Consider the following 13067-nt stretch of genomic DNA (forward strand, 5'->3'; position numbering starts at 1 on the left):
TTAGATAAAACCCCTGTTTCTAAAAAGAGCTTCTAAAAAAAGATGGAGGCTTTGAAAGTCTCGTAGCTCAGTTGGTTAGAGCGCTACACTGATAATGTAGAGGTCTGCGGTTCAAATCCGCACGGGACTACTTATCTTGAGGGGGATTAGCTCAGTTGGTAAGAGTATCTGTTTTGCAATCAGAAGGTCATCGGTTCGAATCCGATATCCTCCACTTAAGCAAATAAGGGTATATGGTGGATGCCTTGGCTCTGAGAGACGATGAAGGACGTTTAAGACGATAAGTTGCGAATAAGAAATTTATTTGCGAATTTCCGAATAGGGTAACTAACTGAATAATAAGAATAATAAGAATATTCAGTTTCATAAATGGTGAAGGGAACCTGGAGAACTGAAACATCTAAGTAACCAGAGGAAAAAAAAACAAAAGTGATTCTGTGAGTAGCGGCGAGCGAAACCAGAAGAGCCTAAACTATTAGTAATATAATAGTGTTGTAGGACTAGTAAATTGATTATCTTGTAAAATAGAATATTTTGAAAAAAATAACCATAGGAGGTGATAGTCCGGTCTATTAATTAAAAAAGATAACAGATTAGTATCCTGAGTAAAACGGAACACGTGAAATTCTGTTTGAATCTGCCGGGACCATCTGGCAAGGCTAAATACTTCTCAGAGACCGATAGTGAACTAGTACCGTGAGGGAAAGGTGAAAAGAACTTCTAGTAGAAGAGTGAAATAGATCCTGAAACCATACACTTACAAGCAGTCGGAGCTTAAAAAAGTAACGACGTGCCTTTTGCATAATGAACCTACGAGTTAATTTTATTGGCAAGGTTAAATAATGAAGTTATGTAGCCGTAGCGAAAGCGAGTATTAAATATGCATGAGTCAGTAGAATTAGACGCGAATCCGGGTGATCTACCTATGGGCAGGTTGAAGTTATGGTAACACATAGTGGAGGACCGAACTGGTAAACGTTGAAAAGTTTTCGGATGACCTGTGGGTAGGAGTGAAAGGCTAATCAAACTCGGAGATAGCTCGTACTCCCCGAAATGCATTTAGGTGCAGCATTGTGTTAAAGTATTATAGAGGTAGAGCTACTGATTGGATGAGGGGACTTCATCGTCTACCAATTCTTGACAAACTCCGAATGCTATAATATGTTTCATAGTAGTGAGGGCATGGGTGCTAAGATCCATATCCGAAAGGGAAACAACCCAGACCAACAGCTAAGGCCCCAAAGTATATACTAAGTTGAAGAAACGTAGTTCATTGACGTAGATAGCTAGGATGTAAGCTTGGAAGCAGCTATTCATTTAAAGAGTGCGTAACAGCTCACTAGTTTAGTTATTGAGCATGGATAATAATCGGGCATAAGTATATAGCCGAAGCTTTGGGATCAAAGATCGGTAGGGGAGCATTGTAATAACATAGAAGTTATATTGCTAAATATAGTGGAGTTATTACAAAAGAAAATGTAGGTATAAGTAACGATAATGCAGGTGAGAAACCTGCACACCGAAAGACTAAGGGTTCCTCAGCTATGTTAATCAACTGAGGGTTATTCGGACCCTAAGGTGAAACCGAAAGGTGTAATTGATGGGTTACTATTTAATATTATAGTATATATTTAATATTTTTTGTGATGAGGTGACGAAGTAATGAAACTGTCGCGTTTTTCTGGAATAGAACGTTAAATTTGTTAGGTGGAATATTAGGAAATCTGTATTATTAAACTGAACTTAAATAGAGTACCATAACTTTAAAATAAGTAAAATGGATAGAACGACTAATAACTTCCAAGAAAAACCTCTAAACAATTAAAAAAAAGATATTAAATATTCCGTACCAAAACCGACACAGGTAGTTGGGGTGAATATCCTAAGGTGCTCGAGTGAATCACGGCTAAGGAACTAGGCAAAATAGACCTGTAACTTAGGGAAAAAGGTTGCCCTGATTTTAGGGCCGCAGTAAAAAGGTCCAGGCGACTGTTTATCAAAAACACAGGACTCTGCTAAATTGAAAAATGACGTATAGGGTCTGACACCTGCCCGGTGCTGGAAGGTTAATGAAGGAGGTTAACAGATTTGTAAAGCCTTTGACTGAAGCCCCAGTAAACGGCGGCCGTAACTATAACGGTCCTAAGGTAGCGAAATTCCTTGTCGGGTAAGTTCCGACCTGCACGAATGGTGTAACGATCTGGACACTGTCTCGGCCGTGAGCTCGGTGAAATTGTAGTATCGGTGAAGATGCCGATTACTTGCAATGGGACGAAAAGACCCTGTGAACCTTTACTATAGCTTCGTATTGATTTTGAGTAAATAATGTGTAGTATAGGTGGGAGACTTTGAAACATTATCGCTAGGTAGTGTGGAGTCATTCTTGAAATACCACCCTTTATTTAATTGGGGTCTAACTTAGAAAAGATAAGGACATTGCGTGGTGGGTAGTTTGACTGGGGTGGTCGCCTCCCAAAAAGTAACGGAGGCTTCCAAAGGTGCCCTAAACACGTTTGGTAATCGTGTATAGAGTATAATGGCAGAAGGGCGCTTGACTGTAAGACTCACAAGTCGAACAGGTACGAAAGTAGGGCATAGTGATCCGGTGGTTCTGTATGGGAAGGCCATCGCTCAAAGGATAAAAGGTACTCCAGGGATAACAGGCTAGTCTCCCCCAAGAGTTCACATCGACGGGGAGGTTCGGCACATCGATGTCGGCTCGTCACATCCTGGAGCTGAAGAAGGTTCCAAGGGTTGGGCTGTTCGCCCATTAAAGTGGCACGCGAGCTGGGTTCAGAACGTCGTAAGACAGTTCGGTCTCTATCTATTGCAAGCGTTAGAAGCTTGAGTGGATCTAACTCTAGTACGAGAGGACCGGGTTGGACGAACCTCTGGTATATCAGTTGTATCGCCAGGTGCAATGCTGAGTAGCTATGTTCGGATAAGATAAGCACTGAAAGCATATAAGTACGAAACTAACCACAAGATTAGGCTTCTTTTAAGGGTCGTTGAAGATGACAACGTTGATAGGCTATAAGTGTAAAGATAGTAATATCATAGCTGAGTAGTACTAATTACCCGTAAGCTTATATTAGAAAAATATGTTTTTAGTTTATTGGTGATTATAGCAACAAGGATCCACCTCTTTCCATTCCGAACAGAGAAGTTAAATTTGTTAGCGCCGATGGTACTAGTAATTCTGGAAGAGTAGGTCATTGCCTAAAACTAAAAAAAAGAATTTTGAATGCTTTAAATATAAGAGTAAGCAGTTATAATTAGAATTTTGCAGTACTATTTTGATGATAAACATGAATTATTCAATTGAATTTAAAAAATATGCTAAAACTATAAATAGTAGTAAAATTGATAATTATATAAATTCAATGACTCCATACATAATGGAAGAAAGAAAGTATAATGTATCTCAAATGGATGTCTTTTCAAGATTAATGATGGATAGAATTATTTTTTTAGGAACACCTATAGATGATCAAATCGCTAATATTATACAAGCTCAATTATTATTTTTACAATCTTTAGATTCCAATAAAGGGATTCAAATATATATTAATTCTCCTGGAGGGAGTGTTTATTCAGGATTAGGCATTTATGATACTATCCAAATTTTAAAACCAGATATATCTACTATATGTACAGGAATAGCAGCTTCTATGGCAGCTATTTTACTTTGTTCTGGAAAAAAGGGTAAAAGATCTATTTTAAAACATTCTAGAGTTTTAATTCATCAACCTATTGGTTACGCTAAAGGACAATCATCAGATATGGAAATAACTGTACGTGAAATTTTAAAATTAAAAGAAGAACTTAATAAGATTATAAGTGAACATACTAATCAACCATTTGAAAAAGTACAAAAAGATTCTGATAGAGATTATTGGATGACTTCTGAAGAAGCTAAAAATTATGGGATTGTTGATGAAATTTTATTATAAAAACTAATGAATCTGAATACAAGTTCTCCTAGAGAAATAAAAGATTTTTTAGATCAATATGTGATTGGTCAAGAAGACGCTAAAAAAACTATTTCTGTTGCTGTTTCTAATCATTATAAAAGGATTTATTATTCTGATCTGGCTGATAAATCTAATATTTTAATTATAGGTGATACAGGTACTGGAAAAACTCTTATAGCTAAAAGGATTTCTAAATTTTTAAATGTTCCTTTTACAATAGTAGATGCAACTTCACTCACTGAAGCAGGATATGTAGGAGAAGATGTAGAAAGCATTTTAACTAAATTATTACAATCAGCTAATTATAATATTGCTTTAGCAGAAAAAGGGATAGTATTTATAGATGAAATAGATAAAATTTCTAGAAAAAATGAGAATCCATCTATTACTAGAGATGTTTCAGGAGAAGGTGTACAACAAGCTTTATTAAAGATATTAGAAGGATCCATTGTTAATGTACCACCTAATGTAGGTAGAAAACATCCTGAGCAAAAACTAATTAAATTAAATACTAAAAATATTTTATTTATTGCTGGAGGAGCATTTGAGGGATTAAAGAATATTATATCAAATCGATTAAATCTATCTCCTATAGGATTTAAAAAAAATGTTTATAACAAAATAGATGGTAAAGATTTATTAAATTTTGTATCATCACATGATATAAAAAAATATGGATTAATACCTGAATTAATAGGTCGGTTACCGATTATAACTAATTTAAACTCTCTCTCAAGAGAGTCTTTAAAAAGAATATTATTAGAACCTAATAATTCAATTATAAAACAATATAAAGAACTATTTTTATTGGATAAAAGAAAATTAAAATTTACTTATTCCGCTATTGATTTAATAGTTTATAAAGCTATTAAATTAAGTTTAGGTGCAAGAGGATTAAAAAATATTTGTGAAAAAATAATGACAGATTATCTGTTTAATACAGATCTGATAATAGAATCTCTTATAATAGATAAATTTGATATTAAATAAAATAATTGAAAACATTTAAAACTCCTCTTATGAAGCAATACTATGAGATAAGAAAGAAATATCCTGATGATACTATAATATTATTTAGAGTAGGAGATTTTTATGAAATATTTGGAAATGATGCTATCAAATGTTCAAAAATACTTAATATTGCTTTAGCAAAACGTAATAAAAATTCATCAATCGAATTAGCTGGATTTCCTTATCATTCTATAGAAAATTATTTACCAAAATTAATGAAATCTGGATTTAGAGTTGCAATATGTGATCAATTAGAAAAAAAACAAAGTAAAAAAAAAATTATAAATAGAGGTGTAACAGAAATAATAACTCCTGGTGTAATTATTAATAGTGAAGTTTTAGAATCTAAAAAAAGTAATTTTTTAGCATCTATTTCTATAGATAATAGAAATATTGGTATATCGTTTTTAGATATCTCGACCGGAGAATTTTTTGTAGGAGAAGGATCTAGTAATTATGTAGATCAATTTTTGAAAAAAATTAATCCTAATGAAGTTCTTTACAAAAAAGAGAAAAAATTTTTTTTATTAAAAATTATAGGAAATAAATATTATTCTAATGGAATGGAAGATTGGGTTTTTGATTATTTATCTGCGTATGAAAATTTATTAATGCATTTCAAAACGAATTCTCTTAAAGTATTTAAGATAGAAAACTTATATAATGGAATAATTGCTGCTGGAGCAATATTAAACTATGTTTGTAGTATATGTCATATTAAAATTAGTCATATATCTAATATAACTAAATTATTACATAATGAATATGTTTCATTAGATGATTTTACATTAGAAAATTTAGAAATAATAAAATCAAAAAATGAAAAAGCTATAACATTAATAAATATATTAGATAATACTATCTCTCCTATGGGAGGAAGATTATTGAAAAAATTTATTACTTTTCCATTAAAAAATCTTTTTGAGATAAAAAAAAGACATAAAATAGTATATTCATTTATAAGAAATAATAATCTTTATAAAGATATAAACGAAAAATTAAAAAATATTTCGGATATTGAAAGATTAACATCAAAAATAGTTTCTTCTAAAGTTAATCCTCATGAGATTATTTTATTATCAAAATCTTTAAAACAGATTACAGAGATCAAAAATATCCTTTTAAAATCTGAAATTTCTGTTTTAAAAAATATTTCAGATGAAATTAAAAATTGTGAGAATATATATATTCATATTGAAAAAAGATTATCTATGTCTTCTACAAATTCAATAATTTTACCTGGATTTTCTAAAGAATTAGATAAATTGAGAAAAATTCTTAATTCAAGTAAAGAATATCTAAATAATATATGTAAACGTGAAAAAAAAAATACTGGAATTAAAAAACTTAAATTATTATTTAATAATATTTTTGGGTTTTTTATAGAAATTAAAAGTCTTTCGAAAGAAAAAGTTCCAAGCCATTGGATCCTTAAACAGAAATTATTTAATTGTGAGCGGTATATAACAGATGAGTTAAAAAATCATGAAATGAAAATACTTTCTTCTAAAGAGAAGATCGAATCTATAGAAAATAATATTTTTTCTAAATTAATAGATTATATATCTAAATATACAGATATATTACAATATAATTCTAAATTAATTGCAGAAATAGATATCTTTATGTCATTTGCTAAATGTGCAATAGATAATAATTATATCTGTCCAGAATTAAATGAATCTTTTAATCTTTCTATAAAAGATGGTAGACATCCTGTAATAGAAAAACAAATATATAATAAATCTTACATTCCTAATGATATTATGATGAATAATAATGACTCTCAAATCATAATAATTACTGGCCCAAATATGTCAGGTAAATCTGCCATTTTACGTCAAACTGCATTAATCATATTAATGGCTCAAATAGGGAGTTATGTTCCAGCAAGTTATGCTTCTATTGGAATAGTTGATAAAATCTTTAGTAGAGTTGGATCATCTGACAATATTTCTATGGGAGAATCTACTTTTATGAAGGAAATGAATGAAACAGCGAGTATAATAAATAATTTATCTGATAGAAGCTTTTTAATTTTAGATGAAATAGGAAGAGGAACAAGTAATGATGATGGAATATCTCTAGCGTGGTCAATAATAGAATTTTTAAATAAAAATATTCATAAGCCAAAAACTTTATTTGCTACTCATTATCATGAATTGAATAATATTAGTAATTATATTAATAATATTAAAAATTATAGTGTTTCTGTCAAAACAATAGATGATAATCTCATTTTTACAAGAAAATTATTAAATAAGGTAAGTAATCCTAGTAGTTATGGGATACATATAGCTAAAATGGCAGGTATGCCAGATTCTATTATTAATAGAGCTAATGAATTATTATCTATAATAAAGAGATATACAAAGCGAGAATAGCTCATTTGGGAGAGTACTACCTTGCCAAGGTAGGGGTAGCGGGTTCGAATCCCGTTTCTCGCTCAACAAGCCTGGATGGTGGAACTGGTAGACACGCAGGACTTAAAATCCTGTAGCTCTTAAAAAGCTGTGCGGGTTCAATTCCCGCTCTAGGTAAGTATAGAATTTGCAAGATAACTTATTATTAAATTAATTGATTTTGAAGAATCATCATTTGCAGGTATAGGATAATCTATATTTCTAGGATCACAATTTGTATCAACTATTCCAATAATAGGAATACATAAATTCATACACTCCTTTACAGCAATTTGTTCTGTTTTTACATCAACTATTATTACACATGCAGGTAAAGAATTCATTTTAGATATAGATCCTATATTTTTTTTTAATTTATTTTCTAATCTTACTATAAGTAATTTGTCTTTTTTAGACATCATATTATATGTTCCATCTATTTTTTGCCTATCTATAATATTCATTTTTTTTACAGATTGACGTATAGTAGACATATTAGTTAAAATTCCTCCTAACCATCTTTCTGTTATATAAGGCATCTTAACTTTTTTTGCATATTCAGAAACTATATCTTTAGCTTGTTTTTTTGTTGCAACAAATAAGATTTGTTTCCCTGAAGAAACAATATTTTTAATAAATTTACAAGCTTCATTTATTGTTTTTATAGTTTTAGAAATATCTATAATATGTATACCTCCTTTTTTCATAAAAATATACTTTCTCATATTTGGATTCCATTTTGATGTTGGATGACCAAAATGTGCTCCTACTTTAATAAAGTTTTCTATATTATACATTAATTATCTTTTTGAGAATTGAAAATTTTTACGTGATTTTTTTTTACCATATTTTTTTCGTTCTACCATTCTTGGATCCCTAGTAAGTAAATTTTGTTCTTTTAGAATAGGCTTATAATTAATATCAAATTTACAAAGAGCTCTAGAGATAGCTAAGCTAATAGCTTCAGCTTGACTATTTATTCCTCCTCCTGAAACTTTTATATAAAAATCAAATTTATTTTTATTATATGTTAATAATAATGGTTTTGAGATTTTATTAAATAATAAATTATTATTAAAATAATTTTTATAAGGTAGATTATTTACTTTAATTAAACCACTGCCAAGCTTCATGTACATTCGTGCAACAGCAGTTTTTCTTCTACCTATAGTATGAATCATCTTTTTAATAAATATCATTTATATTTAAATTTTGAGGTTTTTGTTTATACAAATTATGTGTATCATAAGGATAGATGTATAAATTTTTTATTATTTTTCTTCCTAATAAAGTCTTTGGTAACATTCCTAAAATAGATTTATATATTAATTTACAAGGATTCATTTTAAATAATTCAATTGCAGTTGATTTTTTTTGTCCTCCGGGATATCCACTATGACTAATATATAATTTAGTTTTCCATTTTTTTCCAGTAAGAGTTATTTTACTTGCATTAAGAATAATAATTTTATTTCCACAATTAATATTTTGAGTAAAAAAAAAATTATTTTTTCCTCTTATTATTTTTGCTATTATAGAACAAAATCTCCCTAGTTTTTTATTATCTGCATCAAATAAAAACCATTTATTATTTAAAATAGCTGTAGCTGATAAAGTTTTAAATCCTAAAATATTCACATTAATTTTATTATTAAAGTATATTAATATTGTAATATTTGTAATATTACAAATTATATTATTAAAATAATTGAGTAAAATGAGTAAAATAATAGGTATAGATTTAGGAACTACAAATTCCTGTGTTTCTGTAATGGAAGGAAATTCACCAGTGGTAGTTCCAAATTCAGAAGGAAAACGAACCACTCCTTCAATAATTGCTTTTATAGAAGGAGGAGAAACAAAAGTTGGAGATCCAGCTAAACGTCAAGCTGTTACTAATCCTAGTAAAACTATTTTTTCTATTAAACGTTTTATGGGACGTAACTTTTCAGAAGTTACTGAAGAATTAAAAAATATTCCTTATCAAATAAGAAAAGGAGAAAATGATACTCCTAGAGTTTCTATAGGAAATAAATTATATACTCCCCAAGAAATATCTGCTATGATTTTACAAAAGATGAAAAAAACAGCAGAAGATTATCTTGGTAATGAAGTTAAACAAGCTGTTATTACTGTCCCAGCATATTTTAATGATGCTCAACGTCAAGCAACAAAAGAAGCTGGAGAAATTGCTGGATTAAATGTAGAACGTATAATAAATGAACCAACTGCTGCAGCATTAGCTTATGGATTAGATAAAAATAATCAAAATAAAAAAATAGTTGTATATGATTTAGGTGGAGGAACATTTGATATATCTATTCTGGAATTAGGTGATGGTGTATTTGAGGTTTTATCTACAAGTGGAGATACCCATCTTGGAGGTGATGATTTTGATAAAGTTATTATAGATTGGTTAGTTAAAGAATTTAAAGTAGAACAAGGAGTATATTTAAGTAATGATTCTATGGCGTATCAAAGATTAAAAGAATCTGCAGAAAAAGCAAAAATAGAACTTTCATCTAGTACAAAAACTGAAATAAATTTACCATATATAACTGCAACTCCTTCTGGACCAAAACATTTAGTAAAAACACTTACCCGTGCTAAATTTGAAGAATTATCTGATGATCTTATTAAAAGATCATTATCTCCTTGTAAAAACGCTTTAAAAGCTTCAAATTTAATCTCTAAAGAGATAGATGAAGTCATTTTGGTAGGAGGGTCTACTCGTATACCTAAGATACAAGAACAGGTAGAGAAATTTTTTGAAAAAATTCCGTCTAAGGGTGTCAATCCAGATGAAGTAGTTTCAATAGGAGCAGCTATACAAGGCGGGGTTTTAAGTGGAGATGTAAAAGATGTATTATTATTAGATGTAACTCCATTATCATTAGGTATTGAAACCTTAGGTGGAGTATTTACTAAATTAATAGACTCAAATACTACTATTCCTACTAAAAAATCAGAAATGTTTTCTACTGCTGCAGATAATCAATCAGCAGTTACTATCCGTGTTGGACAGGGAGAAAGATCAATGTTTAATGACAATAAAGAAATAGGTAGATTTGATTTAATAGATATTGCACCAGCACCTAGAGGAATTCCACAAATAGAAGTGACATTTGATATAGACGCAAATGGAATTTTAAATGTATCAGCTAAAGATAAAAGCACTGGGAAAGAGCAATCTATACGTATACAAGCTTCATCAGGATTAAGCAAAAATGAAATAGAAAGAATGAAAAAAGAAGCACAAGAAAATGCCGATAAAGATAATAAAAGAAAAGAAGAAATAGAAAAAATTAATTCTGCTGATAGTATTATTTTTCAAACTGAAAAACAACTTAAAGAATATGGTAAGAAAATTTCAGAAGAAACTAAAAAAAAACTTGAGATTAATTTAAAGAATCTAAAAGATGCTCGTAATTCAAAAAAGATATCTGATATAGATAATTATATTAATCAAATTAATAATTTATTGTCTTCTACATATCAAGAAATATATAAAAATAACAATGAAAGTGTTAAAGATGTAGATTTTGAAGAAATTAAAAGTTAGTTTTTAAAAATCTAAAAATATCGCTTTAAAAAAAACAAAAAATAATTCCCAACGTTATAAGGAATTACATAGAGTTAATAAACGTATAACTGCTACTAAACTACGTTTAGTAGGTGATAATATTAAAAATGGTATTTATTCTTTAAAAGAAGCTTTAGCTATAGCTTATAATATTGGTTTAGATTTAGTAGAAATAAATCCTAAAACCGATCCACCTATCTGCAGAATACTTGAATATAAAAAATTTTTATATGAACAAAAGAAAAAAAATCAAAAATCTAAACAAGAAAAAATTATAACTAAAGAATTAAGATTAAGTCCACAAATATGTGAGCATGATACTCTTTTTAAAATAAAACATGCAGAAAAATTTTTAAAATCTAAAGAAAAAGTAAAATTTACAATTTTTTTTAAAGGTCGTTCTATAATTCATAAAGAGAAAGGGAAAATACTTTTATTAAAATGTGCCAATTCTCTTGAGAACTTTGGTAAAATAGAAAAAATGCCAATCATGGAGGGGAAAAAAATGTTTATAATAATAACACCTAAAAAAAATAATTAATTAATTATGTTTAAATTAAAAACTAAATCTGGAGCAAAAAAACGTTTTAAATTTATAGCAAATGGAAAAATTAAGAGAAAAAAATCATTTAAAAATCATCTTTTAACTAAAAAAGAGAATAAAAGAAAACGTAGATTATCCTACTTTTCTAGAGTACACAAATCAGATATAAAAAATATAAAAAAACAATTATCTAATGCCTAGATCAGTAAATGCAGTAGCATCAAAAAAACATAGAAAAAAAATTTTAAATTTTGCTAAAGGATTTTATGGAGCAAGAAGTAAATTATATACAGTAGCTAAAAATGCTGTTGAAAAATCATTTAAATATTCTTATTTTGGACGTAAAAATAAAAAAAGAAATTTTCGAAAATTATGGATTCAACGTATTAATGCAGCAGCTAGAGAAAATGGTATATCATATTCAAATTTAATTTTTTTAATTAGAAAAAATAATATTAAATTAAATCGTAAATGCTTAGCAGATTTAGCTATGAAGAATAATTCTTCATTTAAGAAAATGATAAAAAAAATTTCAAATATTTCAGATTTCAGATTCTAGATTCTAGATAGAAGATAGAATTTATAGAATTTAGATAATTTATATAATTTATATAAATTATAATTTAAATTAAATTTTTTTTTTATTAAAATATTTTTTAAAATAAAAATATTATCTATAAATAATTTCCCTTCAATATGATCATATTCATGTTGAATTATTATTGATAATAAACCGTTAAAATGTTGTTTATTTTTTTTCCAATTTTCATCATAATATTCTATAATTATATTATTTTTTCTTTTTATATTTTCTATTATATTAGGAATACTTAAACAGCCTTCTTTAGAGATCAAATTATAACCATATTTTTTTATTATTATTGGATTAATAAAAACTTTTTTAAACTTTTGTTTAAAACAATTATTATATTCAATAATAAATAAACGAATTGATAAACCTACTTGGGGAGCAGATAATCCAATTCCTTTAGTCTGATACATTGTATCATACATATTCTTAATTAAAAAATTAAGATCTTTATATGATTTATCAATCTCAATACATTTTTTTCTTAAAAAAGAATTTCCATAAATTATGATTGGTAATATCATATCTTTTAATATTTTATATATTCTTGTAATAGAAGAGTTGCACTTATTTTATCTAAAAGATGTTTTTTAAATCTAGTATTTGTATTTATTAAATAGTAATTTGCAATTTTAGATGTAAATCTTTCATCTATACGTTTTATTATTAAATTTGGATATTTATTATTTATTATTTTTATAAATTTTTGAATCTCTTTTTCTAGTGGAAATAGAGAATTATCAAATCTTATTGGCAATCCTATTATAATAGTATCTATATCTTCAGATTTAAGATACTTATATAATGTACAAATTATATTATTTGAATTTACTGTATCTAGACCAAATGCTATTGATCTAATAGAATTAGTAATTGATAATCCTATTCTTTTTTTTCCATAATCTATACATAATATTTTTGACATAAAAATTAATTATATAATTTATATTAAATATAAATCTTT

The 13067-nt window shown here is 27.9% G+C and carries 12 protein-coding genes, 4 tRNA genes and 2 rRNA genes; 13 read left to right on the plus strand and 5 right to left on the minus strand.

All coding sequences use genetic code 11. The features are described 5' to 3' along the window. Positions 1–56 precede the first annotated feature (56 nt). From MP018_RS00405 to MP018_RS00445, 9 genes are all read left to right on the plus strand, one after another. Positions 57–130, plus strand: a tRNA-Ile gene (locus MP018_RS00405). Positions 131–140: 10 nt separating this feature from the next. Beyond that, positions 141–214: transfer RNA gene (locus MP018_RS00410), tRNA-Ala, on the plus strand. Continuing rightward, a 23S ribosomal RNA gene (locus tag MP018_RS00415) occupies positions 214–3094 on the plus strand. Before MP018_RS00410 ends, MP018_RS00415 begins: the two co-directional genes overlap by 1 nt. A 20-nt stretch (positions 3095–3114) precedes the next feature. Beyond that, a 5S ribosomal RNA gene (gene rrf / locus MP018_RS00420) occupies positions 3115–3224 on the plus strand. An 84-nt stretch (positions 3225–3308) separates the two neighbouring features. Then, positions 3309–3953, plus strand: a complete 645-nt coding sequence (locus MP018_RS00425) for a ClpP family protease (protein WP_259082846.1) — start codon at positions 3309–3311, stop codon at positions 3951–3953. 6 nt (positions 3954–3959) lie between these two features. Further along, on the plus strand, positions 3960–4964 hold the full coding sequence (gene clpX / locus MP018_RS00430; protein WP_259288650.1) for an ATP-dependent Clp protease ATP-binding subunit ClpX: 1005 nt from the start codon (positions 3960–3962) through the stop codon (positions 4962–4964). A 29-nt stretch (positions 4965–4993) separates the two neighbouring features. Beyond that, complete coding sequence (gene mutS / locus MP018_RS00435; RefSeq protein WP_259288651.1) at positions 4994–7369, plus strand: DNA mismatch repair protein MutS; 2376 nt, start codon at positions 4994–4996, stop codon at positions 7367–7369. Continuing rightward, positions 7360–7432: transfer RNA gene (locus MP018_RS00440), tRNA-Gly, on the plus strand. The genes mutS and MP018_RS00440 overlap by 10 nt, the downstream gene beginning before the upstream one ends. A 6-nt stretch (positions 7433–7438) precedes the next feature. Then, a tRNA-Leu gene (locus MP018_RS00445) sits at positions 7439–7525 on the plus strand. On the opposite strand, the gene rpsB is transcribed toward MP018_RS00445, so the two are convergent. The 3 genes from rpsB to rplM are packed head-to-tail and all read right to left on the minus strand — an operon-like array spanning position 7519 to position 9025. Continuing rightward, the gene (gene rpsB, locus MP018_RS00450; RefSeq protein WP_259082843.1) at positions 7519–8184 is read right to left on the minus strand and encodes a 30S ribosomal protein S2; all 666 of its coding nucleotides are present in this window, start codon (positions 8182–8184) and stop codon (positions 7519–7521) included. The two genes, MP018_RS00445 and rpsB, sit on opposite strands and share 7 nt — an antisense overlap. A 3-nt stretch (positions 8185–8187) precedes the next feature. Beyond that, positions 8188–8586 carry a 30S ribosomal protein S9 gene (rpsI, locus tag MP018_RS00455; protein WP_259082842.1) on the minus strand — a complete coding sequence of 133 codons (399 nt, stop codon included), beginning with the start codon at positions 8584–8586 and terminating at the stop codon, positions 8188–8190. Further along, entirely contained in the window at positions 8573–9025 is a 453-nt protein-coding gene (rplM, locus tag MP018_RS00460) for a 50S ribosomal protein L13 (protein ID WP_259288652.1), read from the minus strand. Before rplM ends, rpsI begins: the two co-directional genes overlap by 14 nt. A gap of 79 nt (positions 9026–9104) precedes the next feature. Between rplM and dnaK the strand changes: the two genes are divergently transcribed. From dnaK to rplT, 4 genes are read left to right on the plus strand one after another with little or no spacing between them, the layout of a single operon-like run. Continuing rightward, positions 9105–10949: a molecular chaperone DnaK gene (gene dnaK, locus MP018_RS00465; RefSeq protein ID WP_259288653.1), complete on the plus strand. Its 1845-nt coding sequence runs from the start codon at positions 9105–9107 to the stop codon at positions 10947–10949. Between the two features lie 19 nt (positions 10950–10968). Then, positions 10969–11511: a translation initiation factor IF-3 gene (gene infC / locus MP018_RS00470; protein ID WP_259082853.1), complete on the plus strand. Its 543-nt coding sequence runs from the start codon at positions 10969–10971 to the stop codon at positions 11509–11511. A 6-nt stretch (positions 11512–11517) separates the two neighbouring features. Continuing rightward, on the plus strand, positions 11518–11715 hold the full coding sequence (gene rpmI / locus MP018_RS00475) for a 50S ribosomal protein L35 (protein WP_259082839.1): 198 nt from the start codon (positions 11518–11520) through the stop codon (positions 11713–11715). Then, on the plus strand, positions 11708–12073 hold the full coding sequence (rplT, locus tag MP018_RS00480) for a 50S ribosomal protein L20 (RefSeq protein ID WP_259082838.1): 366 nt from the start codon (positions 11708–11710) through the stop codon (positions 12071–12073). Before rpmI ends, rplT begins: the two co-directional genes overlap by 8 nt. Here the strand turns inward: rplT and def are convergent. Together def and ruvX are read right to left on the minus strand one after the other, a co-directional pair. Then, entirely contained in the window at positions 12070–12627 is a 558-nt protein-coding gene (gene def / locus MP018_RS00485; protein ID WP_259082837.1) for a peptide deformylase, read from the minus strand. The genes rplT and def overlap by 4 nt on opposite strands. Before the next feature lie 5 nt (positions 12628–12632). Beyond that, positions 12633–13028: a Holliday junction resolvase RuvX gene (gene ruvX / locus MP018_RS00490; RefSeq protein ID WP_259082836.1), complete on the minus strand. Its 396-nt coding sequence runs from the start codon at positions 13026–13028 to the stop codon at positions 12633–12635. Positions 13029–13067: the final 39 nt, after the last annotated feature.

The organism is Candidatus Karelsulcia muelleri (genome assembly GCF_024818015.1).
Lineage (GTDB): Bacteria > Bacteroidota > Bacteroidia > Flavobacteriales > Blattabacteriaceae > Karelsulcia > Karelsulcia muelleri_C.